This is a genomic window from Lyngbya confervoides BDU141951, from assembly GCF_000817775.3.
Lineage (GTDB): Bacteria > Cyanobacteriota > Cyanobacteriia > Thermosynechococcales > Thermosynechococcaceae > Lyngbya > Lyngbya confervoides.
On sequence record NZ_JTHE03000079.1, the window covers coordinates 169,833 to 196,018 of the forward strand.

Annotated in this window: 19 protein-coding genes; 5 read left to right on the forward strand and 14 right to left on the reverse strand. The window is 54.0% G+C overall.

Annotated elements, in window-relative coordinates; all coding sequences use genetic code 11:
- Positions 1–69: 69 nt before the first annotated feature.
- Genes QQ91_RS13910 through QQ91_RS13920 form a run of 3 tightly spaced genes read right to left on the reverse strand, consistent with a single transcriptional unit; the run spans position 70 to position 4,828 of the window.
- Positions 70–1,365, reverse strand: coding sequence for a CO2 hydration protein CupA (locus tag QQ91_RS13910; protein ID WP_166275580.1), 1,296 nt, complete (start codon positions 1,363–1,365; stop codon positions 70–72).
- 58 nt (positions 1,366–1,423) lie between these two features.
- Complete coding sequence (locus tag QQ91_RS13915; RefSeq protein ID WP_166275656.1) at positions 1,424–2,929, reverse strand: NADH-quinone oxidoreductase subunit M; 1,506 nt, start codon at positions 2,927–2,929, stop codon at positions 1,424–1,426.
- A 48-nt stretch (positions 2,930–2,977) separates the two neighbouring features.
- Positions 2,978–4,828: an NAD(P)H-quinone oxidoreductase subunit F gene (locus tag QQ91_RS13920; protein ID WP_201277113.1), complete on the reverse strand. Its 1,851-nt coding sequence runs from the start codon at positions 4,826–4,828 to the stop codon at positions 2,978–2,980.
- 537 nt (positions 4,829–5,365) lie between these two features.
- On the opposite strand from QQ91_RS13920, the gene QQ91_RS13925 reads away from it, so the two are divergent.
- Positions 5,366–5,896, forward strand: a complete 531-nt coding sequence (locus QQ91_RS13925) for a Gmad2 immunoglobulin-like domain-containing protein (protein WP_201277114.1) — start codon at positions 5,366–5,368, stop codon at positions 5,894–5,896.
- A 44-nt stretch (positions 5,897–5,940) separates the two neighbouring features.
- Here QQ91_RS13925 and QQ91_RS13930 read toward each other — a convergent pair whose 3' ends face one another.
- The 4 genes from QQ91_RS13930 to QQ91_RS13945 form a co-directional block, all read right to left on the reverse strand.
- On the reverse strand, positions 5,941–6,753 hold the full coding sequence (locus tag QQ91_RS13930; protein ID WP_166275582.1) for a nitrate ABC transporter ATP-binding protein: 813 nt from the start codon (positions 6,751–6,753) through the stop codon (positions 5,941–5,943).
- Positions 6,754–6,869: 116 nt separating this feature from the next.
- A complete protein-coding gene (locus QQ91_RS13935) occupies positions 6,870–8,840 on the reverse strand; it encodes an ABC transporter ATP-binding/substrate-binding protein (RefSeq protein WP_166275584.1) in 1,971 nt (656 codons plus the stop codon).
- Positions 8,841–8,884: 44 nt separating this feature from the next.
- The gene (ntrB, locus tag QQ91_RS13940; RefSeq protein ID WP_166275586.1) at positions 8,885–9,724 is read right to left on the reverse strand and encodes a nitrate ABC transporter permease; all 840 of its coding nucleotides are present in this window, start codon (positions 9,722–9,724) and stop codon (positions 8,885–8,887) included.
- A 71-nt stretch (positions 9,725–9,795) separates the two neighbouring features.
- On the reverse strand, positions 9,796–11,151 hold the full coding sequence (locus tag QQ91_RS13945) for a CmpA/NrtA family ABC transporter substrate-binding protein (protein WP_166275588.1): 1,356 nt from the start codon (positions 11,149–11,151) through the stop codon (positions 9,796–9,798).
- A 570-nt stretch (positions 11,152–11,721) separates the two neighbouring features.
- On the opposite strand from QQ91_RS13945, the gene QQ91_RS13950 reads away from it, so the two are divergent.
- Genes QQ91_RS13950 through QQ91_RS13965 form a run of 4 tightly spaced genes read left to right on the forward strand, consistent with a single transcriptional unit; the run spans position 11,722 to position 16,678 of the window.
- A complete protein-coding gene (locus QQ91_RS13950; protein WP_166275590.1) occupies positions 11,722–13,452 on the forward strand; it encodes a diflavin flavoprotein in 1,731 nt (576 codons plus the stop codon).
- Between the two features lie 36 nt (positions 13,453–13,488).
- Positions 13,489–14,016, forward strand: coding sequence for a phosphate-starvation-inducible PsiE family protein (locus QQ91_RS13955; RefSeq protein WP_166275592.1), 528 nt, complete (start codon positions 13,489–13,491; stop codon positions 14,014–14,016).
- A gap of 28 nt (positions 14,017–14,044) precedes the next feature.
- The gene (locus tag QQ91_RS13960) at positions 14,045–15,811 is read left to right on the forward strand and encodes a diflavin flavoprotein (protein ID WP_166275594.1); all 1,767 of its coding nucleotides are present in this window, start codon (positions 14,045–14,047) and stop codon (positions 15,809–15,811) included.
- 9 nt (positions 15,812–15,820) lie between these two features.
- On the forward strand, positions 15,821–16,678 hold the full coding sequence (locus tag QQ91_RS13965) for a DUF6671 family protein (RefSeq protein WP_201277115.1): 858 nt from the start codon (positions 15,821–15,823) through the stop codon (positions 16,676–16,678).
- 52 nt (positions 16,679–16,730) lie between these two features.
- On the opposite strand, the gene QQ91_RS13970 is transcribed toward QQ91_RS13965, so the two are convergent.
- The 7 genes from QQ91_RS13970 to QQ91_RS14000 form a co-directional block, all read right to left on the reverse strand.
- Complete coding sequence (locus QQ91_RS13970; RefSeq protein ID WP_166275596.1) at positions 16,731–18,290, reverse strand: phosphomannomutase/phosphoglucomutase; 1,560 nt, start codon at positions 18,288–18,290, stop codon at positions 16,731–16,733.
- 167 nt (positions 18,291–18,457) lie between these two features.
- Entirely contained in the window at positions 18,458–20,587 is a 2,130-nt protein-coding gene (locus QQ91_RS13975; RefSeq protein WP_166275598.1) for a two-component system response regulator, read from the reverse strand.
- A gap of 1,014 nt (positions 20,588–21,601) precedes the next feature.
- Positions 21,602–22,615: a hopanoid-associated sugar epimerase gene (gene hpnA, locus QQ91_RS13980; RefSeq protein WP_166275600.1), complete on the reverse strand. Its 1,014-nt coding sequence runs from the start codon at positions 22,613–22,615 to the stop codon at positions 21,602–21,604.
- 16 nt (positions 22,616–22,631) lie between these two features.
- Positions 22,632–23,411: an ATP-binding cassette domain-containing protein gene (locus QQ91_RS13985; RefSeq protein WP_166275602.1), complete on the reverse strand. Its 780-nt coding sequence runs from the start codon at positions 23,409–23,411 to the stop codon at positions 22,632–22,634.
- Between the two features lie 27 nt (positions 23,412–23,438).
- A complete protein-coding gene (locus QQ91_RS13990) occupies positions 23,439–24,611 on the reverse strand; it encodes an ABC transporter permease (RefSeq protein WP_166275604.1) in 1,173 nt (390 codons plus the stop codon).
- 111 nt (positions 24,612–24,722) lie between these two features.
- Positions 24,723–25,886 carry a murein transglycosylase A gene (gene mltA / locus QQ91_RS13995; RefSeq protein WP_236095894.1) on the reverse strand — a complete coding sequence of 388 codons (1,164 nt, stop codon included), beginning with the start codon at positions 25,884–25,886 and terminating at the stop codon, positions 24,723–24,725.
- Between the two features lie 25 nt (positions 25,887–25,911).
- A complete protein-coding gene (locus tag QQ91_RS14000; protein ID WP_166275606.1) occupies positions 25,912–26,163 on the reverse strand; it encodes a hypothetical protein in 252 nt (83 codons plus the stop codon).
- Positions 26,164–26,186 lie beyond the last annotated feature (23 nt).

Genomic DNA, 26,186 nt, shown 5'->3' on the forward strand with positions numbered 1-26,186 from the left:
TGAGCGATGAAATCAATCAGGCTCCTCTCCTTCCCTGGGGAATTGTTCCACGGGAAGCAACAGTGAGCCCTAGCGATAGCGGGCGCTTTGAATATCGATCAACCGCGCCTCAGGACGCTGGAAGCGGTCCAGCTGAGCCTCAAAGAAAGATCGGTTGGCCCGCAGATGCTCAGGGTTCGGGTCGTCCAGGGGATAGAGCAGTGCGGTGCGGAGCGCCTGGATGACCGCCGAGGTAACGCAGTACATCGACCGCTGAAAACTAATCCCGAGCTGGACCAGCATGTCGTCCTCACCCCGACAGTGCTGTTGATAGTAGTCCACCAGGTAGGGGGGGAGAAAATGCAGCATGTCTTGCATCAGTTGAGTGGGGGGGATTCCAGCGGTGCCCACCGGAAAAACATCGGCATAGAGAATGCCGTAGTGGAAGTCCTGCTGCTGCGCGGGCACCTGCTTGACCTGAGCATTGTAGGATTTTGTGCCGCGGAAGGGAGCCGTGCGGTAAAAGATGGCCTCCACGTAGGGCAGCGCGGCCTCGTAGAGCCACATAAACCCTTTGGATTTAGGAATCAGCTCGTAGCATTCCCCGCGAATGTGGACCTGATGGTAAATGGGCCGACCGGCGATCGCAAAGATGCCATTCACCAGGAAGGTCATGGCCTCAGGCACCGTGGTCATCTTCCCTTCATCGTAGAGATCAGACATCTCTAGAAACACCGGTGCCATGACCTCCCAAAATAGACCCAGGTTGGCATAGTAGGACATTTGGCGACACTGCTCTAAAAACATGTCCGGAAAGAGGCGATAGAGTCCGAGCATGGCCGGATTGCCTCGAAAGTAAGCGCGAATCGCACGGTCCGCATTGGCCCGATATTCCTCACTATCGAGAAAGGCATCAAATTTACCTAAGCCCATATCTGGCCCATGCCAGAGCATGGACCGCATACAGGCTTCGGCAAACTCCATGTTGATGCGATCATGCCAGAGATGATGCAAGATTTTGGGCATTTTGCGGGTTTCTCCAGTGGCGATAAAGGCCCGCAGTTCGGGATGAGCATCGGCCTCCCCCCGCCAAATTCGTAGATCCGCCCCGTCTCCGGCATAGTGATTGGGCCGATCCAGGTAGGAGTCGGGCAGAAAATATTTAAAGAAGGGGAACGGGTTCAGGAACACCTGCTCTGCAATGTAGAGCAGATCTCGCCAGTAAAAATCCATCGGCACAGCATAGGCCTTGTAAATGCCGATGATCTGCATCAGATTTTCAGGGGAATCCGGCAGCATGGCTCCCCCAGCTTCCAGGCGGTGAATCACCTCGGCAAACTTATGGGTGGAGGGCGGTAGTCCGTTGGTGGGTGGGGCTTGAACCATAGTGTTGATTTCAAACAAGAGTGGCAGAGGAGAAGGAGGGGCAAACTAAACGGCGGGTCTATCCCTGGGGGAGGGTGGGAGCGGTGGAAGAAAGGGCCGCGGCCATGGGCGCAGACCTGATTTGGGCCACGATGGCTGCAGAGGTGCTTTCACTCCACTGGGTCAGCCACAGGGGCTGTAGACCTAAAAACAAAATCGAGGCCATCAGGAGCAAGGAGGGGGCCTGTTCTGCGAAGGTCACCTTGGGGTAGTAAGCGGCGTGGCTATCTAGGCGCCCGAAGCAGGTGCGGTTAATCAAAATCACAAAGTAAACCGCCGTCAGGCCAGAGGAAATGATACAAAGGAGGGTTGGAATCGGGAAGCGGGCAAAGCTTCCCTGAAATACCAGATATTCCGCGATAAAGCCCACCAGTCCTGGAATTCCGGCGCTGGCCATTCCAGCCAGCACTAGCAGGGCGCTGGTCAGCGGCAAACCGCGAATCGGATTCATCAGGCCGTTGAGACGATTGAGATCGCGGGTGCCCACCTTGGCTTCCACAATGCCCAACAGGTGAAATAGCAAAGCGAGGATCAGCCCGTGACTGACCATCTGGGTGATGGCTCCGGTCAGACTCAAGGTATTGCCAGCGGCGGCGGCTACAAGAATGTATCCCATATGGCCAATGGAACTGTAGGCCACCATGCGCTTAACATCGCTTTGAGCGATGGCACTCATGGCCCCATAGATGACGCTCACCGTGCCAATAATGGCTAGACCCGGGGCCACCAAATTCCAGGTGTCTGGAAACAGCTCCAGGCCAAAGCGGATCAGACCGTAGGTCCCTAGCTTTGCCAGTACCCCCCCCAATAAAATGGCCACAGGGGGCGAGGCTTCCACGTAAACATCCGGCTGCCAGGTGTGCAGCGGCACCAGCGGCGTTTTAATCCCAAAGCCCAAGAGCAAAATAGTGAGCAAGATTAGCTGTAGTCCTTGGGGAATGGTGGTGGTATCCAGACTGCTGTAGTCGAAGCTGCTGCCCTCTCCGAGCCAGGTGAGTCCCAAAAACCCCATCAGAATCAAAATTCCAGACAGGGCAGTGTAGAGTAAAAACTTGGTGGCCGCGTAGCCCTTGCGCTCTCCGCCCCAAATGGACACCAGCAGGTAGAACGGAATCAACTCGAGTTCGTAGAACAGGAAAAAGAGCAGCAGATTCTGCGCTAGCAGCGAGCCTGAAACGCCAATATTGACCAGAAAAATGAGGCTGTAGTACAGTCTGGGACGATCCAGCTGAGCAGGACTGCTGAAAATAGCAATCCAGGTAAGGCTACTGCTGAGCGCTAGCAAGGGCATCGATAGACCATCGACGGCGAGGGCATAGTTCAGGCCCAGATTGGGCAACCAGGGCAAGAATTCGCCCATCTGAAGCTGGGCTTGGCCGGTCTGAAACAGACTGAGGGCATAAACAGTCCACAGCACTACCAGACTGGCAATGCCCTTAGCCAGGGACTGAACCTGGGACTCTTGGGGCCAGAGGGCAAGGATGATGGCCCCGAGGAGCGGAATGAGAAGAAAGGTACTGAGTATCATCGAGTTGGGCCTATCGTCAGGTTGATCAGCAGAAAAAACAGGGGATTAGGACAGGATTGGATAGGTGACCAGAAGCATCAAGAGCGATAGCCCAATCAGAATGGTGAGAATATAAAACTGCCCAAATCCGGTGTTGTTGTATCGGAGCGCCTGGCCACTAAGCAGCGTGGTGAATCCGACTCCATTCACCAGGCCATCTACAAAGTAGCGATCGCACCAATCAATCAGACGCGATGCCTGCTGAACGACCCAGATGATGGTGCCGCGGTAAATTTGGGCGGTGTATAGATCCTGGGCAAAGAAATCTTGCAGGGCGGGCCAGAATAGCCGAACCGGCTGTTGCGCCCAGTGGCGGCCGTAGATCACCCCGGCCAGTCCCCCCCCCATCAGGCAGGACCAGATCAAGAGCAACGCAAAGGGGCTGGTGACCACAGAGAGGGCCGGGACAATCGCCGCTCGGTGCAGCAGGAACGGCAGATGCAGCACGACGCCGCCGAGCACAGTCATGGGGAGAACCATGGGCCAGAGCACCTCTGGCGAGCGCACCGTCATCGGTCCGGGTTGACCGAGAAACACGCGGAAGAAGACGCGCATCAAACTGAAGGCTGTTAAGCTGTTGACCCCCAGCACAACGCCCACCAGGATGGGATGGCGCATCCAGAGGCTATCCATCAAGGTCAGCAGGCTCCAGAATCCTCCTAGAGGCGGCAATCCCACCAAGCCGGCCCCGCCCACCAGAAAACACAGGCCGGAAATCGGTCTGCGGGACCAGAGTCCCCCCATTTGGGTCAAGTCCTGGGTGATATTGCTCCAGATTAACGTTCCGGTACTCATCACCAGAAGCGCCATGGAGAGGGTATAGGTGAGCATCAGCACTAGGGCTGCTTGACTGTTGCCGCTGCCAATGGCGATGAACACGAGGCCCATGTAGGCGCTCACACTATAGGAGAGCGTTCGCTTTAGATCAATTTGGGCGATGGCGATGAGCGTCGCGCCAATCGCAGTGATGGCCCCAACCCCAATCACCGCTGCCGAAGCGATGGGAGAGAGGGCAATGACAGGCTGGACCTTAATCAGGACCCAGGCGCCTGTGCCCACAACCACAGCATTTCGCAGAATGCTGGCCGGTAGCGGTCCTTCCATCGCTTCATCAAGCCACAGATGCAGCGGAAACTGGGCGCACTTACCCAAGGGACCGGCCATGAGCGCGAGACCTACCAGCGTGAGTGTGTGTGGCGCAACCTCGGCTTGGGCCGCCCATTCGGCTAGCTCCCCATAATGCCAGGTGCCCGCTAAGGGCCACAGAGCCACCACCGCCATCAGCAAAATCAAGTCTCCGACTCGCTTGGTGAGAAAGGCATCTCGGGCGCCGGTCACCACAAGCGATTGATTAAACCAAATTCCAATCAGTAGATAGGTCCCCAGGGTAAGAATCTCCAGGATGACGTAGCTAAAAAAGAGGGAGTTGCACAGGGCCAGGGCGCACATACCCGATTCAAACAGACTCAGGGAGGCAAAGAATCTCGCCCAGCCCCAGTCCGTTTCCAAATAGCCCACTGCATAGAGCTGTGCCAGGATATTGAGCCCGGTGATCACGGCAATTGCCCCAATGCTCTGACTGGAATATTCCAGGGGAAGCAGGAGCTGGAGATCGGCCACTTGCAACCAGGTAAAGGACACCTGCTGCGCGGGCTGGCCCCAAATGGCGCCTAGCGCTAACAGACTGTGGGTAAAGCCCAAACTGGCCACGAGCAAATTTAAGTAGCCTGCTGGACGCGGTCCAGTGCGTCTAAAACAGGCTGGGGACCATAGGACCGATGCAATTCCGCCGAAAAGAGTATAAAGGGGAATCCACAGCACAGTGTGAAGACTAACCTGAAAAATCGCCTGATCCATAGTGATTCGCAGAGGAGGGAAACAGCGCTTGAGTTGTCTTTAGCATGGAACGGCCCCAGGATGATCGCCTCGCCTTAAGATTGACGATGAAATCTCCAGCCGCAAAGAGGGTAAACGCCCAAGCCTTTCAACCATATCGAAATTAATTCCGGCGTTGAATACAACAGAATCTATGGTTACCATATATTTTTATCTAGTCTTGCCGAGAAAACGCGCCCTGACTAAGCGACAAAAGCCTTATGGTGTAGGCCTTATCGGGATTAATACCGGGTTCTGTGCGGTCGACCCGAGATCTAAACTTAAGTCAATGATATTTGTTTATTAATAGATTTAAGTCTATTTATGAGCAGAATGACCGTGGGGTGGGGGTCGGGCCTGTGTCCTGGAATGGGGGCTAGACTACAAGCAGGGTGATCACCCCCAGACAGGGAGATCCACAGCTAAACAAGATAAATACAGGAGATCCCCTGAATGTCGACCTCATTGAAGCTGAGTAAAGAAGCGAAGTAAAACAGATCTCTTCCGGGAGGCTACCGCATGATTGTGAACGAAATTCAGCAACCACGTCCCTTTGACTTGGTGGGGAACCCAATTTTTATCGGCGGCCTGGGTTCAGGCTTTGAGGCAACCCTCAATTACCGGGTCCATGACGGACATGATGAACGCAGCGGCTTTTTTAACGTGGGGGGTGGAACCGGGGAGCATGGACAGTTCCAGATCTCGGTGGATGTGTCCGGGGCAAATTTCCAGCTCGATCGCCTTTTCATCGAAATTTTTGAAGTTAGCGCCCAAGACGGATCCGAAATCAACAAGGTGATTGTGCCGGTGATTTATGGACCACGGATTATCCAGGGGTATTTTGGCTATCGGCTGCATTCAGTGGTTCGCGGAGAGACGCTCTCGCAGATTGCCCGCACGAACTACGGCAATCCCAGCCGCTTTAATGACATTGTGCGGGCTAACCCGATGATTCTGTCCGATCCTAATCTCATCTTTCCGGGCCAGGTTCTCAAAATTCCCATGGGCACCGGAGGCATGCCTAAGAGAAATCCCTCAAGCAGGGAGTAGATCTGCTTGAGGGAGGATGGAGATCTGTCTGGCCCTGGGGTGACCTAATCTTCGTGGGCGAACCGATGATAGAGGAAATCCAGGGCGTAATTGCGCAGTTCGTAATACTGGGGATCTTCCATGATTTGCACGCGATCGCGGGGGCGCGGAAAGGGAATTTGCAGAATCTCACCAATTGTCGCGGATGGCCCATTGGTCATCATGACGAGTCGATCGGCTAAGAAGAGTGCTTCGTCAATGTCGTGGGTAATCATCAAGACCGTGCAGCGGTGATCGTTCCAAATCTTGAGCAGTTCCTCCTGCAGTTCTTCCTTCGTGATCGCATCCAGGGCGCCAAAGGGCTCATCTAAAATCAGCACCTCTGGACGAATGGCCAAGGCGCGGGCAATGGAGACTCGTTGTTTCATTCCCCCGGACAGTTGATCGGGCTTTTTGTCAGCGGCCTCCGCTAAGCCCACCATGGCCAGATGGTCCCTAGTGAGGGCGCGCTTTTCTGCGGTCATTTTTTTCGGATAGGCCTTATCTACAGCCAAGTAGACATTTTCAAAGGCGGTGAGCCAGGGGAGCAGGGCATAGCCTTGAAAAACCACCATGCGATCGCGTCCAGGCTTTCGAATCAGATTCCCCTTCAGAAACGCCCCTCCCTGCGTGGGTTGGTTAAAGCCGGACACCATGTCTAAAAGGGTCGATTTCCCGCAGCCCGAATGGCCAATGACGCAGATAAATTCCCCTTCCGCCACATCCAGATTAATATCCGCAAGGACTGAAAACTCTCCCTTGGGCGTGGGATAGACCTTAGAGAGATTTTGAATAGAAAGAAACGGGATCGTTTCAAGGGTACTGGAGTTAAGGGCCATAGATCTTGAGATAACTTCTTCGTGAAGCTTTGAGGCAGTACTTCTGCGGTTGGTTGTCATGGGGATGCTCCAAGGATGGGTCAAGAACAAAAAATATGCCAGGAACCGCTGTCCTGCTAAGCTGCCAGAGAGGGCTGATCTAGGATCACATCAGCCATGGTGAAATCCTGTCGAATTTCTAGCTGATTGAGGTAGTCAATGGGATTGTCGGCATTAAAGCGACTGCCATCAAATAGCTCAATGGGGTGACGTTGATAGGAGGTATCTAAACCCAACTCTCGTGCAGCGGTACTAAACACGCTAAGGCGGCAAAGGCGTTCTAAAATTTCCACCCAGTTACGCGGGAAGGGCGTATCGCCCCAGCGGGCCAACTGCACGATGTGCCAAAGCTGTTCGGTGCGACTGGGTCGGCAGAAGCGATCAAACAGATGATGCGAATCGTGAGTTTTAGCGTGATCTGCAGGATTGAGACGAATATAGGCAGCAGACATGCCGAGGTACTCTCGACCTGCGAGGATTTCACAAATCTCAGCTGTATGGCTGGGATCGGCACAATATTGTCCAGCTTGCAGCAATGCTTTCACCAGCGCAATGTGGGTATTGGGGTAGGCGTTGGCCCAGTCCTCTCTGACGCCCAGGACCTTTCCTGGATGGTTAGGCCAAACCTCTAAATCGCTGGCAATGACCCCCCCGATGCCTTCGAGTTCTGCCCGCAGATTCCAGGGGTCTCCCACGCAGAAACCATCGATGGTTCCCGCCTTGAGATCCACCAGCATTTGGGCCGGAGGAATGGTTTTTAGAACGACGTCTCGATCTGGATCGATGCCGCCTGCAGCGAGCCAATAGCGTAGCAGCAGATTATGCATGGAGGATCGATGCACGATGCCAAATCGATGGGGGCGATCGCGGGTTTCCTTAAGATAGGCCCGAAAATCTGTGGAGGTTTGAATCCCTTGATCAATGAGGGTTTTACTGAGAGTGATGGCATTGCCATTGCGGGTCAGGGTGAGGGAGGTCACCATGGGAGTGGAGGGCTTATCGCGGGCCCCGAGGGTGAGCCAGAGGGGCATTCCGGAGGGCATCTGAGCTGCATCGAGATACCCCCCTCGCATTCCGTCAGTAATGCCGCGCCAGCTGGTCTCACGCACCAGGTTAACTTCATCCAGGCCATGCTTTTGAAAGAACCCCTTTTCCTTGGCAATTGCTAAGGGGGCACAGGCCACCAAGGGAACATAGCCAATGTCCAGATTCACCTTTTCCAAGCCGTGACGTGCGATCGCTCCGAGGGGTCTAGCGCGCAGTTTCTTAATCCGCTTCTGCTGATTTAAAAAGTAGATCATTTCGCTGCGCAAGCTGTAGTAGCTGGGATGCTCGACCACCTCCATTCGCTTGCGAGGACGGGGAATATCGACCTCTAAGATCTGCCCAATCTTGGACCCAGGACCGTTGGTGAGCATCACGATGCGATCGGACAGCAGCACAGCCTCATCCACATCGTGGGTCACCATGATAGAGGTGACCTGGTATTCCTCACACATGCGCATCAGTTGCTCCTGCAAGTTCCCTCGAGTCAGGGCATCTAAGGCCCCAAAGGGTTCATCCAAAAGCAAAAGCTTGGGCCGAATAGCCAGGGCCCGCGCGATCGCAACGCGTTGCTTTTGTCCCCCCGAGAGCAAATCTGGGCGCTTGTCCGCATGGGCCTTAAGACCCACCATCTCAATCTGCTGCTCGATCAGGGCGCGGCGATCCTCCTTAGACATTTTGTCCATGACGCGATTAACCGCCAGGGCAATGTTCTGTCTCACCGTTAACCAGGGCAGAAGCGAATAGTTCTGAAACACCACCATCTTATCCGGGCCAGGTCGAGAAATTCGCTGGCCCTCCAGGGTGACCACCCCCTCGGTGGGTAAATCCAACCCGGCCACCATGTTGAGAAGCGTGGATTTACCGCAACCAGAATGGCCAATCAGAGAGACAAATTCTCCCCGTTTGATGGTTAGATCAATGCCCTTAAGCGCCAAATATTCCCCCCCTCCGTCGAGTTGAAAGACCTTTTCCAGCTGGTCAACTGCCACTAAGACTGACATTCTATTGCCTCCAAAATACTGTGACGACTTCTCAATTGCGCTGGCTACTTCGCTTTACCAGGGGCTAAAACCTTCTGTAAATAGGTCATTCCACGATCTAAGAGCAATCCCACCGCCCCAATGTAGACCACGGCCAACAAAATCTCACTGACATAGTTCTGCTGGTAAGCATCCCAGATAAAGAACCCAATGCCGACGATACCGGACATCACAATTTCCGCGGCAATGATCGCTAACCAGGCCAAACCAATGGCAATTCTGAGTCCCGTAAAAATATAGGGTAGAGCTGCCGGAATAATCACCTTAAAGAAAAACTCCTGACGAGACAGCTGCAACACCCGTCCCACATTGACGTAATCCCTGGGAACCTGGCGCACGCCCTCTGCGGTGTTAATTAAAATAGGCCACACAGAGGTAATAAAAATCACAAAGATCGCTGCCGGTTGGTTTTGCTGGAGTGCGACGAGGGCAATGGGAACCCAGGCCAGGGGAGCAACCATCCGTAGGAACTGAAAAAGCGGGTCCAGGGCTTTGTTTAAGATCGGGCTGGTGCCCACCAGTAAGCCGGTGCTAATGCCCACGAGGGCGGCTAGGGAATACCCTTGCGCCACTCGCCCTAAACTGGCAAGGGTCTGCCAAAACAGTCCCTTATCCAGGCCCCCGCGATCGTAGAACGGATACATCAGCAGCTCGCGCGTTCGGGGGTCGGTCCAAACACTTAAGGGACCTGGGAGGCGCGTAATGCCAGACCAGGAGATCAGCTGCCAAAGCGTTAAAAACCCTAAAATACCCAGTAAGGGCGGCACAATATCGGGCGCTTTCTTTTGCCAGTAGGACTGCAGGGCATTCGGCCGTGGGCGTTTGAGGGTGGAACTAAGGGTCATGGGTTGTTTCCTCGATTTCAAGTCAATCGTTCATGCAGAAAAAAGGCTTAGGAGTCATGCAATCAAACGGTCTAGGCTCGTTTGATCTTGAGGCTGTTGAGATAGGCCTGGGGATTTTCTGGATCAAATTTGATGCCATCAAAGAAGGTTTCAATGCCACGAGAGGTGGAAGTCGGAATGTCTGCGGCCGGGAAACCGGCTTCCTTTGCCGCCTCTACCCACAAATCCTGACGGTTTACCCGATCAATCATCTGCTTGATTTGGTCAAAATCCTTGATCTGTCCCTGGTGGAATCCCCAGCGAAGACTTTCGGTTAAAAACCAAAGATCGTGGCTTTGATAGGGATAGGAAATACTATTCCCGTCTGGATCTTTCCAGTAGAGGGGGCCAGCGTTAAAGTCATCAATGGCAGGCTTTCCATCTCCCATTTCATATTTGCCAGCGTAGGGAGGTTCAAGGATGGGAGCCGGAATGTTGAAGTAACTTCGACCTGCCACAATTTGAATCAGCTCAGCTCGATTTTCCGGCTTGTCGCACCATTGCTGAGCTTCCATCAGGGCTTTCAGCACGGCTTTGGTGGCCTTAGGGTTTTTATCCACCCAATCCGCTCGAATGGCCAGATATTCTTCAGGATGATACTTCCAGATTTGGGCGGTGAGCGCCGCCATGGATCCGATTTTATCGGCAACGATGCGATAGGGCCAGGGATCACCGGTACTGAAGGCATCCATTGTGCCATTGCGCATGCCCTGAACCGTCTCAGCCGGAGGAACAGCTAGCAGGTCAATATCTTGATCGGGGTCCACGCCTCCGGCAGAAAACCAATATCGAATCCAGAAATCTTGGTTGACGTTCGGGAAGGTATGCGCGGCCTTGAATTTGCGACCATTGGTCGATTGGAAGTTCTTGATATAATCAGCGGCCTTGGAAATATCGAGTCCTAAGCCCTTGCCTTCATGAATCCCGGCGATCGCAATTCCATTGCCCTGAGTTTCAAGCTGGGCCAGAACATACATTGGGACTTTCTTGCCATTGGTAATAATGCCCTCACTGATCAAATGGGGCATGGGCATTTGCCATTGACCTCCATCAATTCCACCGCCGCCAGAGCCAATGGTGACATTATCACGAGCAGAGGCCCAGTTCGCCTGCTTGGAAATTTCAACCTCCGTCATGCCGTAGCGGGCAAAAAATCCTTTCTCCTTGGCGATAATCAAGGCCGCCGATTCCACAATGGGGATATAACCCAGTTTGACAGTCGTCGTTTCGGGGGCCTCCCCACCCCCAACATTCACGGCCGGGGTCACCTGGCTCGATGAACTCTCCGGAGCGGGGGGATTGCCCAGACAGCCCTTCAAAAAAATAGTGCTAGCCGCAGCAGTGCCAGCGGTGAATAAAAATTTGCGACGAGACCAGTTAGGCTCCATAGTGTTGCACTTTCCTTTAAGCAGAATGGTTGTTAGGTCATCACCGGCAGGGAATCGGAAGGATCTATCCCACAGCCTGGGTAAAATCAAAAGCTCAACCCGACACGACTCATAGAAATAACAAATCCTTTAAGTCTTGAGTTTGATTGCTTCTTGAAGTTTATTCTTGGTCCCGAACTTGTGAGGATCCCTTACCTGTCCGCCACAAGCCCAAAGCTTCGTTGAAAACCTAACGATTATGACAATACACGAAATGCAAAATAGATAAAATATAATGTTTTTTAGATTGAAGATAGATATAAGTCTATTATAAGTAGAGATTATTATTTAGATGATATTTTCGGGTTAAACAGGTCGCCACCCTAGAACTGAAATTCTTTTCTGGCAAGTATCTCAGCGATCTACACCGACCTAACATAAGCCAGAAGGATAACTGATTAGATTAATTATTTTTTTTACTTATAACCTGAATAAAAGATTGACATTTTACGATTTATGATATCCAAGGCAATATAAAAGCGTTGATTGGATTCCTCCATTGCTCAGTTCAATTCTTAAGGAGCAAACCCTATGGCAACGTTGACATCCACTATTGCCCCCCAGGTAAACCCAGGTCGTTGCACCATTCAAGTACAGTCTATTGCGTCCGATATTACTGCTTTCCGCTGTCTGGACTGGGATCGCGATCGCTTTGATATTGAATTTGGTCTAGATCATGGAACCACTTACAATTCCTTTTTGATTGAGGGTGAAAAGCGAGCCCTGGTGGATACCAGTCATCGTAAGTTTGAGTCAATCTATCTCGATGCGATCGCGCAACACTTGGACTTGTCCAAGCTTGACTACCTGATTATTAGTCATACAGAACCGGATCACAGCGGCTTGGTGAAAGAGATTTTGGCCCAAGCTCCCCAGGTGACGGTGGTGGGGGCAAAGATTGCCATTCAGTTTCTGGAGAACATGGTGCACCAGCCCTTTCAATCCCAAATCGTGAAGCAGGGCGATCGCCTCGACCTCGGTCACGGCCATGAATTGACCTTCATTTCCGCCCCAAACCTTCACTGGCCAGACACCATTTTGACCTATGACTTACAGGCGCAGGTTCTCTTCACCTGCGATGTGTTTGGCATGCACTATTGCAATGATGTGATCTACGACGACGAAGCGGATTTGCTTGAACCCCATTCCCAGTATTACTACGATTGTTTAATGCGGCCCAATGCGCGATCGGTGTTAAGCGCCTTGAAGCGCATGGAGGGATTGGTGATTCAAACCATTGCCACAGGTCATGGCCCCCTCTTGCGCCATCATATTCCCCACTGGTTGCAGCTGTATAAACAGTGGAGCGAGGCGCAGGTGCAGGTCAGCCAGCTCGCGGTCCTGCTCTATGAGTCTGGCTATGGCTATGGTGAGCCCCTAACTCAGAGCATTGCCCAGGGCATTCTGAAAACTGGGGTGGAGGTCGAATGTATTGATCTAGAATATACGGATGCCCACGACCTGCGAGAACTGGTCCAAATGGCAATGGGAATCGTGATCGCGATGCCCGCTCAATCTAATCCCAGCAATACCGCTGCCCTGAGTACCATTCTCACCAGCGTCCATTCGAAGCAAGCCCTTGGCTTGGTGGAATCCGGGGGCGGAGAAGATGAACCTATTTATCCCCTGCGCAATGCCTTGCAAGGTCTTGGCGTTGTCGAAGCCTTTGCGCCTATTCTGGTAAAAGATCAGCCCGATCAAGCTCTGTTGCAGTTGTGCGAAGAGGCCGGTACTGACCTAGGACAATGGCTGACCCGCGATCGCACCATTCAGCAAATCAAGGCCATTGATACAGACTTAGAAAAAGCGCTCGGACGCTTGAGTGGAGGGCTCTATATTCTCACCGCCCAAAAAGAGGGAACCTCCAGCGCAATGCTGGCCTCTTGGGTGACCCAAGCCAGTCTTGAGCCTTTGGGCGTTGCCATTGCCGTGGCCAAGGACCGGGCCATTGAATCCCTGCTGCAGGTGGGCGATCGCTTTGTCCTCAATATTTTAGAAGAGGACAACGTGCAGCCGCTGATGCGTCATTTTCTGAAGCGGTTTCCCCCCGGTGCCGACCGCTTTGCCGGCCTTAAGGTTTATCCCGCCCAAAATGGTGCCGCCATCTTAGCTGACGCCTTAGCCTACCTCGAATGTCACATTACCCACCGAATGGAATGCCACGACCACTGGCTCGTCTACAGCACCGTGGAACTCGGTCGAGTTTCTAAACTCGAAGCCCTCACCGCGGTCCATCGTCGAAAAGTAGGGAGTCACTATTAAGTTCCCTGACCACACTACCCTCTGGAGATCAATCCCATGAATCACCTTGAAGCTTCCCGTCCCAACGTCCTGGGTTGGATGAGTCGCACACATCTCGTGAATTCCCTCGAACTGATTCAGGATTTGATCGTGATCTGTCTGTGCATTGGTTTATTTAGCTTTATGGTTTTGCAGCTCAAGGCAATGTTTATGTCGCTGTTGCCTCCCCTAAAGCTGCAAGTTGTAACCGCTGATATCCTGTTTCTGCTCATTTTGGTGGAGCTGTTTCGGCTCCTGATTATTTATCTGCGAGAAAAGCGCGTGTCCATTGGCGTTACCGTGGAAGTCTCGATTGTCTCGGTCTTGCGGGAGGTCATGGTCCATGGGGTTCTCGAAATGCCCTGGGTACAGGTCTTAGCCACCTGCGTCTTCCTCCTCTCACTGGCTTTGATCTTGGTGGTACGAGTCTGGTTGCCCCCCACCTTCGAAGGGATTGATCCCGAGGAAAGTATCTCCCAACGTCGCTTAAGTGAATTGGCCTCTGAGCATCGGTCGCCCAAGGTCCCTCTCTCCTCTCGCATTTAAACTGCCGTCTTTTACCCAGCCTCCCACCATGCAAACCAATCTTGTCTGCTCAACCTTGACCACTCGCCCGCGCGATGTGCAAGTGGAAGAAATTGCCCCTCAAACCTGGGTGCTGCGATCGCGAACCTGGGAGCCCCTCAAATTTGAAGTGGAATATGCCCGACAGCAAGGAACAACCGCCAATGCCTACCTGATTCGATCGGATAAAACGGTCTTGATCGACCCTCCGGGGGCCTCCTTTACCGATTTATTCCTGGAGGCCCTGCGGCAAACCGTTGCCCCCCATGCCATCGACGCCATTATTGTGCAGCATGTGAATCCCAATCGGATTGCCACGCTGCATCAGTTGCTCCCCCTCACCCCCAAGGCACAGCTAATCTGCTCAAAACCAGCAGCCATCGCGATCCAGCAGGCGATGCCCGAATTTGGACAGCAGATTCAGGTGGTGCGCGGCGGAGATTCTCTGCCCCTCAGTCACGATGGCCAAGGGTCAGGCGAAGGGCCGAGAGCCTTGCAATTTTCCTTTGTTCCCACTCCCCGGTGGGCGGATGCGCTCTGTAGCTTTGATACCCACACCAAGGTTCTATTTACGGATAAGCTGTTTGGGGCACATCTGTGTGGCGATGAGCTGTGGGATACTCAATGGAAACGGCTACAGCCTGACCGACAGCACTATTTTGATTGTCTCTTTGCCCCGCAGTCCAAGCAAACCGAGGCGGCTCTTGCCCGGATTGCGGACTACCCTGCCCGGATTTACGCCCCTGGCCATGGTCCGCTCATTCGCTACAGCTTGAGCCGTCTCACCCCAGAATATTGGCAATGGTGTGCGCAGCAGCAACAAAAAAACCTGAGTGTTGCCTTGCTCTATGCCTCTGCCTACGGGAATACCGCAACCATGGCCCAGGCCATCGCCCAGGGGTTAGTGCAATCGGGCGTTCAAGTGCAGTTGATTAATTGTGAAGCCATTGACCCCCTTGAACTTCCTGCAATTCTGGAGGAGGCAGATGGAATCATTATGGGATCGCCAACCTTAGGTGGGCACGCACCGGTTCAAATTCAAACAGCCCTGGGCATCATTCTGGCCTCCTCTGCCAAACGGAAGCTAGTTGGGGTCTTTGGATCCTACGGCTGGAGCGGCGAAGCGGTGGATTTCCTTGCGGCCAAGCTTAAGGATGCCAGCTTTAAGTTTGGCTTTAAACCCCTACGGATTCGCTTTAGTCCAACGCGCGAGGATTTAGACACCTGTCGCCAAGTGGGGGACACCTTTGCCAAGGCCTTGCTCAAGAGTAAAAAGCCCCGCAGCGTGGTCCGTCCGCTTGTGACGGCTCAGGTGGATCGCACGGCCCAAGCCATGGGACGCGTGATTGGATCGCTGTGCGTGATCACCTACGCCACCCCAGAAGGCTATCGGAGTTTGATCACCTCTTGGGTTTCCCAGGCCTCCTTCTCTCCTCCGGGGATTATGCTGGCGATCGCCCACCAGCAGGGCTTAGAGGATGTGGCGCAGCCCGGATCCGCCTTCGTGCTGAATCTATTGCAAGAGGGCAAAAACGTCCGACGTCACTTTGCTCGGGCGCGGGTGAGTGATCCTAGCCAATCCGAGATAGCCACGGCCTATACTGCGCAGGAGGGACTGGTGCTGCAAGAGGCCTTGGCTTATCTGGAATGTCGCACGGAGCAGCGCGTCCAATGTGGCGATCGCTGGCTGGTCTATGCCACGGTAGAATGCGGTAAAGTACTGGACCCCCTGGGTCAAACGGCCATTCATTACCGTGCCTCGGGACGGGAGGAGTAAGCAACATTGGTGGGGCAACCGCTTTGGTTTCAAAATCGTCAGGCTGTCATTGCAACCATGCATCAAAAGGAGGCGGTGATCACTCCCCTGTTAACCGAGGCCTTAGGGTGCTCCACGGTGGTTCCCCCCAGGTTCAATACCGATACATTGGGCACCTTCACCCGTGAGATTGAGCGACAAGGGTCACAACTGGACGCCGCTCGCGCTAAGGCAAGGGCGGCCCTGGAGATCACGGGAGAAACCTTAGCGATCGCCAGCGAAGGCAGTTTTGGACCCCACCCGCAATTGCCCTGGGTAGCGGCAAATTCAGAACTGGTGCTTTTGCTCGATCTGCACCATGGCTTTGAAGTCCATGCCACGCAGATCTCCCTGGACACGAATTATGCCCAGAGGCAGGTTGCCACCTTGGATGAGGCGGTTGCCTTTGCGGATCAGGTGCTGTTTCCCAGCCATGGCCTAGTGTTGAGCAGCAGTGCCCACCCCGACGCTGCCAGGGTAAAGGGAATTCAATCTTGGGATGTTTTGAAGCAAGTGTTTGCCAGAATGAAGGCCATGGCCCCCACGGGGCAGGTGCACATTGAAACCGATATGCGGGCCATGCACAATCCCAGTCGCATGCAGGTGATTCACCAGGCCACTGAACAGTTGATTCAAAAACTCCAGCAAACCTGTCCGGTGTGCAACACACCGGGCTTTTCCGTGATTGAAATTATTGCTGGATTACCCTGTCAATGGTGCAGCACCCCAACCTCCCTACCCCTGCACGAAGTGTTGGGCTGTCAGAGGTGTGATCATCAAGTGACCCGAACTCCCCCCCAAGGGCCAGCCTTGGCCGATCCTGGATCTTGTCCGGTGTGTAATCCTTAAGGGCTCGGCCTCAACAGGGATCGCCCCAAACCCGTCGTGCGCCCATGCACCTCTAGGCTTCCTGGGGAGTTCCTTCGAAGGCAGACAGATCTAAGGCGCTAAACTGCTGGAAAAAAGGCCGCAGGCGCTGGCAAATCAGGTCGATTCCTCCCGCACAATTGGATTCTATGTTTAAGGGCAGCACCGGATCATGGAGAGAAAGCCGCAGTAAAAACCACCCGGCTTCCTGCGGCGCAGCGCATCGAATCCGCACGCCTTCGTAGTTGTCAGGAACCACCTGCCAATCCGCTTGTGCGGCGCAGAACGCGGTCAGCCGTTCCATGACCTCATTGCCATAGGCCTGAAAATCTGCGGCCTGAATTTTCAGCCGCAGTTCCTGACTTTCCGCCGGTTCTTGCAGATCCTCAATCAAAGCGGTCAGCGACTGTCCGGTCAGCTGGCCTTGCGCGAGCTCAATGAGGAGCTTGCTGACTAAATAGGCGCCATCGTCGAGAAAATAATTTTCGCGCAGCGCCCCATGGCCTGAGGTTTCGATGGCCAGCCAGCACTCTTGCCCCGCTTCATTCAGGCGCTGCGCCTCATTAATTACATTTTTATACCCCCGTTTATAGCGGTGATGCCGACCCTGGAGCGTTTCTTCAATAAAGGAGGTGAGCCCTTCGGAGGTGATGGAATCAGTGACCACCGTAGATCCGGGATGTTCGCGCAAGACGATTGCCGCGATCAGGGCAATGAGGCGATTGCGGTTAATCTCTCGCCCCTGGGCATCCACGGCGGCGGCCCGGTCCACATCCGTATCAAAGATGATGCCAAAATCCGCCTGCTGCTCCGTCACCGCCGCGCACAGGGTCGCGATCGCCGCGGGGTCTTCCGGGTTAGGACTATGGTGGGGAAAGTGGCCATCGGGATCTAGGAACTGGCTGCCCTCCGTCCGCGCGCCGAGGGGCTCTAAAACGTGGCGAACGAAAAATCCGCCCGATCCATTCCCGGCATCTACCACAATATGCAGTCCCTGGAGCGGCCGATCCCAATCCTGGGGGTGGCGCACCCCCTCTCGAATCAGTTGCACCAGTCCAGCGGCGTAGGTTTCCAGAAAGGGATCTGATCGCACCTGACCTGGAGTGGCAGCCTGGCTAAACTCTCCGGCTGCGGCGTAGGTTAATATAGCGCTGATGTCTGCCTTTCCAAGACCGCCCACTGCGGTGAAGAACTTGCAGCCGTTGCGGTTAAAGGGCAGGTGACTGGCGGTGAGCATGATTGCCCCGTCCACCTGGAGTCCTGAGGAAAGGGTACTCATAAACATGGCCGGGGTTGACGCCAGACCCACATCCACGACGTTACAGCCCATCTGCGTCATCCCCTGGGCGATCGCCTCTAGGAGTACAGGTCCCGAAAGTCGACTATCGCGGCCCAGGGCCAAGGTCATGGATCGAGGATCTTGGTGGGTTTGCTGGCTTAACCACTGTACAAAGGCCTGACCAATTCGCCGGACGATAGCGGGGGTGAGGGTGACCGGTTCCGCCACGATTCCCTCTAGGGCAACTCCGCGAATATCAGAGCCATTTTGCAACTGTTGCCAGTTGAAGTTTTGCAGCATTGCCCCTTGGCTCATCAAACGCATCCTGTGAATCTGGTTCCTTCATCATGCCTGCAACCTTGCCTGGACCCCCAGAACCTACAGATTTTTTCAATACTGTTTCTGCTGGAACTGGATACCCCTTGGCCTCAGGGGTTTTCTCCATGAGGCGTCAAAGCGAAACCAGCCCCTGCTATCCAGCCCTAGGCCATGATGGTCAGGGTTGCAGCATGATTCATAATCCAGGCGGTTGCCTCGGCTTCGGGGAGCGGCTGGGAAAAGTAGTAGCCTTGCACCATGTCGCAGGCCATAGACCTGAGATATTCCGCTTGCTCTAGAGTTTCGACCCCTTCGGCAACAGTGGTCATGTTCAAGGTTTTGGCCAGGGTGGTAATGATTTTTACAATTTCGCGGCTCTGCTGGTCTGTCTCAATCCGGTTAATAAAGGAACGGTCAATTTTTATCTCATTGAGGGGAAAGCGATGCAAATAGCTCAAGGATGAATAGCCGGTCCCAAAGTCATCCAAGCTGAGGGTGACTTGGCGCTTAAGCAAAGACCGAAACAGGGAGGTAAGCGACTCGTGATTTCCCATTAAAATGCTTTCGGTGATTTCCAACTTCAGATACTGCCCGGAAATCCCGGTGGTGGTCAGGGCGCGATCGAGAGTTTCAACAAATTTCGCGTTTTGCAGTTGCTTACTAGAGAGATTAACGCTCACTGAGAGGTCCACGAGGTGAGGAAATTGCGTCAGCCACTGCTTGATTTGTCGACAAGCGGTCCACAGAATTTGATCTCCCAACGGTTCAATCAGGCCACTTTCCTCCGCAATGGGGATAAATTCTGCGGGGGAGACAAACCCTCGGCGGGGATGTATCCAGCGGACTAAAGCCTCAAATCCAAGGAAACGACCGGTTTCAAGGTGGATAATCGGCTGATAATAGAGAGAAAAGTCCTGATTCTCTAGGGACAGTCGCAGGTCCCGCTCCAGTTCTAGCTGACGCAGCGAACTTTCATACATGGACGGGTCAAATAGTTGCCAGCTGGCTTTGCCTCGCTTTTTGGATTGATACATGGCAATATCCGCATCTCTGAGCAATTCCTCCGCGCAGGCATAGTGGGGCGTGGCCATGACAATGCCAATGCTGGCGGTGGTAAAGAGCAGCTGTCCCTCAATCTGAAAGGGGATCGCCAATCGTTGATTAATGCGTTCCGCCACGCTAATGGCATCGTTGGTATGGTTGACCCGATCCAGTAAGACTGTAAATTCATCTCCCCCTAGTCGGGCAATGATATCTGCTGGACGAAGGGACTGCTGCAGGCGTTCGGCAACTTTCTGAAGTAGCTGATCGCCCAGATGATGGCCCAGGCTATCGTTAATGCTTTTAAAGCGATCGAGGTCAATAAACAGAACGGCAAAGCTTGAACCCGGTTCAATGCGGCTCTGCACTAGCCGCTGGGTGAGGGTGTCGATAAAGCAATTTCGATTGATCAGGCCGGTTAAACTATCGTGGTGGGCTTCATGGATGAGCTGGGTTTCGATCTCCTTGCGATCGCTGACGTCGTAGAGAATCCCATCGATCCTTAGCTGATTAGGTTTCTCGCGGGCGGCCTCCTCTAGGGTGTGGTCGTGAATATGCTGAGCCCTCACCCGGAGCCAGCGCGTGGATCCCTGTTGCGTAAGAATGCGATATTCCAGCTCAATGGCCGGAGTTTGGGTCAAGGACTCGAAGGCTTGCTGGACTGTACATCGGTCCTCAGGATGAACCATGTTGAACCAAAGCTGGGGATTGGCCATAAAGTGCGCCGCTGGGTAGCCTGAGATGGGTTCAATGGCGGGATTAATGTAAAGAAACTGGAGGGGATCCACGGTAACCGACCAGACCACTTCCTCCAGGGAGTTTAAGATACTTTCGAGTCGAGCTTCACTGCGGCGCAGCTTCTGTTCCGTTTGCTTGAGCTGCAAATGCACATTTACCCGAGCCAAGACCTCCTGCTCATGAAAGGGTTTGGCAATATAGTCCACAGCACCTAGCTCAAGGCCCTTAATTTTGCTGCCAGTATCCGCAAGGGCCGTCATAAAGATAATGGGAATGTTTTTCAGTCCCAGATCTTGACGAATGATCTGACAGGTCTGAAACCCATCGCAGCCCGGCATCATCACGTCCAGGAGCATGAGGTCGGGTTGACGGCGCTGGACCTGCTGGATGGCTCGTTTCCCACTGGTGGCGATCGCCACTTCATATCCTGCATCGCTCAGCGTTTCGGACATTACCTCTAGATTTGTGGGGTTATCATCCACAATAAGAATTAATGCTGCGTAGGAAGGAGGCATAGGACTCAGAATTTCTCTAAAGGGAGATTTCAATAATGTTGAACGCCGGTGATGGGTTGCGTTTGTAGGGATCTAGAACCGGACTTCATGAGCACTGGGAACTTAAGATGAGCAACGTCCGCGGCAAAGCGCCTGATTGTCCGTCATCCAGGCATTCTGTTTGAGTGCTGCAGTTTGAGTGCTGCAGTTTGAGTGCCGCAGCTGTGCACAGGCAGAGCAGACAAGCTCAGCTTGCACCAGGGCTGAGCCTCTGTGGGTTGATCGCATCTTCAGTCCATGGCACTCTGGAGAATCCGGTTGGGCAGAGGGAGAGAACGTGCGTTTACATCCCTCTTTCTGGGCCAAGGCCAATCCCTGTGACCGCCTTTGGACGCCCGGCCAGTCGTCTCTCCCCTGAAGTTGATCGGATCGCCGACTTGGGCCATGAATGACCTGGACGCAGGAAAGGCAGGGCATCGGGGTCTGACTGGCCCTGGAAGGATGAGCGATCCCAGAGACCTTGCAATTGCGGACGCCCCTTAAAACCCTGTCCACTCCCTCCACAACTCTATTCATTGAGCGCCCCCCGGTCGCCGGAACTTTGACTGTGTTCATTGTTCCCCGGCGGATCGAGTAACTGTCAGAACACTAATTTGGCAGTGCTGTAGCAAACCGCTCAATTTCAGCCCTCTCCCCTTGCTCCCAACCCTGACAGCGACCAAGATTGCGATTCGGAAGGGTTTATCGGGTCGGCTTCCGAATGTTGCACAGTGAAAAAATAGCGGAAATCTCTTTTAAAGTCCTTTCCTGTAAAGTCTTTTCCGGCCTGGGATCAAGGTAGACCCTCTTAAGAGGGAAAAGACCCTGGCTGATGAGATTGTTTTGTATTTTATCTAAATAATCTGGGGGATTGGAGGACTCAATGCAGAGGAAGATTGTTGTGAATAGGGACAAAAATTGATCTTTAGTTTGGGATCAGATTGATGATTTTTTTCAAATGAAACAAGAAATTCCGGCAAGGCGGTCCTGCTGGCCTTAGGCACCGATCCCCTTCGTCGGGCCTGAGGCGGGAACATATCCATGGGTTTGAAACCAAGTCACGGCATCTGCCAGGGCCTGTCGAATGGGGGTTTGAGGCAGTCCCAGGGTTTGGATGGCCCGATCCGAACAGTAAAACATATTTTGACGGGCCATCTGTACCCCAGACACCGGAACCGTAGGCGATTTGCCCAGGGCCGCCAGCACATATTCATCGATCCAGGCTGCGATCAGGGGAATCCAGAAGGGAACGGCATAGCGTGGCGCTGGCAGGCCAGTCAGGTCGGCCAGGATGTGGAGAATGTCCTGAAGGCTCAGATTTTGATTGCCCAGGATATAGCGATGGCCCGTCTTTCCCCGATGCAGAGCTTGAAGATGCCCCTGGGCCACATCTCGCACATCAATGAGATTCAGGCCTGTATCTAAATAGGCGGGCATCTGACGACGCAAAAACCGGAGAATAATTTCGCCCGTGGGGGTGGGCTTGATATCCCAGGGGCCAATGGGCGTACTGGGATTAACAATGACGATATCCTGACCCTGATCACTGGCTTTGTGGGCTTCCTGCTCAGCCCAGTATTTTGATTTTTTATAGGCTCCAATCAGCTTCTCTGGGGGGCTTTGATAGGTTTCGTCAGCAATATGACCATCCGCTGGCACCCCAATGGCCGCCACGGAGCTGGTGTAAACCGTGCGCTCAATGCCGGCGGCGCGAGCGGCCGCCAAGATATTGCGCGTTCCCAACACGTTGGACTGATAAAGCGCCTCGCCATCGCGTCGCCAAAGGCTGTAGTGGGCAGCCACATGAAAAAGCACCTGACAGCCGCGCAGCTGTTGCGCCAGCGCCTCATCATTGAGGGTGGCCGTCACCGTTTCCACCTCCAATCCCGTCAGGTTGTCCAAACAGCTATGGGGACGCACCAGCGCCTTAACGGTGTATCCCTGACTCACCAGCAATCGAATTAAATTAGCCCCGACAAATCCGGTGCCCCCGGTTACAAAACATTTCATGGTTCAATCCCCTATGCTATGGCTGCGCCTCGTTCATATCCACTCCCTGGGGGGGCTGTTGGGGAATCCTCCCGTCTTCGAGATACAAGACCCGATCCGCTAAATCCATGATCCGGGCATCGTGGGTGACCATGAGTACCGTGCAGCCCTCCTCCTTAGCCAGGGCGCGCAGCAGCTCTAAAATGGTTCGTCCCCGCCGCGAGTCGAGGGCTGCGGTGGGTTCGTCCGCCATAATCAGCGGCGGCTTTCCGGCCAGGGCGCGGGCGATCGCCACGCGCTGCTTCTGTCCCCCAGACAAATCCTGGGGTAGGCTATGGCGCTTATCGTCGAGTCCCACCTGGTTGAGCATGTATCGGGCCTGATCTTGGGCCTGCCGCCCCTTGAGTCCCTTCAGATTAAGGGCCACTTCAATATTCTCCACGGCAGTTAGCGCTGGAAACAGGTTAAATCCCTGGAAGATAAAGCCAATATTTTGAATCCGAAACTCCGCCAAGCGCCGCCGAGACAGACGAGTGATCTCCACGCCCAACAGCCTGACGTGACCGGCCGTGGGCGTCAGAATGCCTCCCAGAATGGACAAAAGCGTGGTTTTGCCGGACCCCGAAGGTCCCATCAAAAGATGAATGTCTCCACTGCGAATCTTTAAGTCAATCTCCGTCAGCGCCTGAAACACCAGATCTCCGTTCCGGTAGGTCATGGACACCTTCTCCGCCACAATGGCATGGGTTGGACGCTCCTGAACGGGATTCAACACAGGTTGGGAGATAAATGCCGGATTTAACTTAGACAAAAACATGAAGACGTGGCAGCTCAGGGGGAATCCCTAGGACTTGAACACAATAGCAGGATCGAGACGCGTCACTTTTTGAATGGCAAAAATCGCAGCCCCGCTGCACATCACCACCGTCACCACAAAAACCGCAGCTGCTGTGACCGGATTAATGAGAATCTGAATCGCTTGGGCATTGAGGGTCCAGGACCCTACGCCCATACTCAATAGCATACCGGGGATATACCCCAGCACCGCCATCCACAGCGCCTGTTCTAAAATGACCCGGTAAATAAACCAGTCTGAGGATCCCATGGCCTTGAGGGTGCCAAACTCCCGAATGTGGTCTGCAACGGAGGAGTAGAGGATTTGCCCCACCACCACGGTCCCCACAATCACCCCCACCACCGCTCCTAGGCCGAGAATGTAGCCGACACCGGTGCTATTGCGCCAGTAGTCCTGGGTAATTTGGGCCAGCTCGGCCTGAGTCACCACCCGACTACCGGGGAAGGTGTTCATTAAGCGCTGCTTGAGCGCCGCAAGGGAAGTATCTGACGTTGCCCGAATTAAGACAAAGCTAATTTCGCTCTCGCTAGAAAGGGGCGGGGGAGGATCGGGACTGTCTGAGGCGGGGGCGATGGGAGAGTTGAAGGCGTTGGCATTTTCCAGGGATGTAAAGACAAAGGGATTGGAGACAATGGAGCGAACCCCGTCGGTAATCCCCACCACCCTGGCGCGGTAGGATCCAATTTCCGCCGTATGGTTAATGCCGCTCACATCTAGGGATTCTTGGTCTAACGCATCAACGGTGATGGTGTAGGGCTGGTCGAGATCGGATAGCTGGCCTGCCACTAGAGGTTGGGGATTAAACAGATCCCCTTGCGGATCCAGGCCGATAATCCGAATCACGGAGAGTTCTCCAAAGGCGTAGCGCCAGATGGATCCTCGGCTCACTAAGGCCTCTGCCTCTGCAACCCCTTCCACGGTTTTGGCTTCGGTAGCCCATCGATAGGGAATGGGTAAGGTGAGATCCAGGTGTCGCATGTCTTCATGGGCCATCCACAGATCCGCCTCCGCGTGATCAATGAGGATCGTAGAGGAGCGTGTAAATCCGTTGTAGATCCCGGTTTGGATGGTGACCAGCCCCACGGCAAACATGATTCCGGCTTGGGCTACAATGAACCGCGGCAGGTCGAAAAACAAATTTTTGCGGGCAATCGAAACCATGGGCACAAGGCGCAACAACAGCAGTAGAGCTTACCTATAAGCTTAACGGTCTTTGCCGGGGGTGAGCATGCCTCCCCCCGGATCCGGGCAGTCTTCAAACAGCCCGGCTGGCTACTGTTTCAACAGCAGGTAGTAGAGTTTCCCAACATGATTTACCAGTCCTGCGCGGGTGCGAGCTGGTTCGCCTGTTCCCATGAAAATATCTACCCGCCCCGGTCCCTTGATGGCGCTGCCCGTGTCTTGGTCCAGAACAAAGCGGCTAATGGGTTGAAACTCAATTTGGCCTGGGGCAGTATAAACCGGTAGCTTGGTTTGCACCAGGGCTAAGGCCCCCGGCGGCATGAGGGATTTGTCGGTGGCGATGGATCGTTCGGCACTGACCGGAACGCCCAGGCTGCCTGTGGCCGGTGCCCCGTTGGTTTCTCTGAAAAAGATAAATCGGTTATTGCGCGGAATGTAGCTATCCAGCTGTTGGGGATTCTCTGTAAAATATTGAATCAGCTTCGGCAAACTCAGCTCATCGGCCTTAAATCGCCCATCTTGAATGAGCTCTTTGCCAAGACTGACGTAGTCGTAGTTTGTTTTGCCGTCAAACCCAATGCTCATGGTGCTGCCATCGGTGAGCTGCAGACGAGCCGATCCCTGCACCTGGACAAGATAGGCTTCCAAGCGATCCTTGAGCCAGACCAACTCATTTCCGCGCAGTTTTCCCCCCAGACCGTCCTTCCCCTCTAGCGTGGCTCGGGTGGGATGGGGCTGGGGCCAGGAAGATAGATCGCGGGGGGCGCGGTAGAGGGGATAGCGATAGGTTGAGGTGCGAATACGGCTGGCGGAATAGGTGGGCTCAAAATAGGCGGTAAACTCCACTCTCCCCTGACCATCCTTACCCACGGATTCGTAGAGTACAAATTCTTGTTGTACCCTCTGGGCTAGGTCCTGAGGCGTTTTGGCCAGGCGCACCAGTTCTCGAAAGCGACGCAGACTGCGGATGACGCGATCGCGCGTGAAGTCGGGGAGCGCATAGTTTTGATAGGCTTTAACGGCGGAGTCGGTGCCCAAATACCTCAGGCTATGGTCAATGGATCGCAGGAGGGTTTTGTAGTCCCCGCGCGATCCTGAGGCATAGGTCCACAGCTGCGTATCCACCAGCTGATCGGTGGACCAAGGACGGACGGTTGTCTGTCTCAAAGGCGCGGCCTGCACCTGGATGGCCCCTCCTACAGCCAGGTTTAAACTACAGACTAGAACAGCAGCGGATTTCAGCCAAACACTCAAGCGGACACCTCACGATTTTGCGCCATCAGAAACGGTCGACGCTAGAAGTGAAGACCGGTTCCACGCGAATTGCAACAATTTTTGAAGGCCGCACCACCATATACTCTCCCTGGATAGTTTTCAAGGGAACGTTAATAAACTCTTGGGAATCCGACCGCGGCACAATTTCATTGCTGTACCACTGCTGAAACTCCTGAATTGTGGCAAATCGAACTTCTTCACGGTGTCCTCCCTCCAGGATCAGGTGGACAGCAAATGCGTTGGGGGTACGGGCCATATGCGAGATCTTAAACTGGGTGA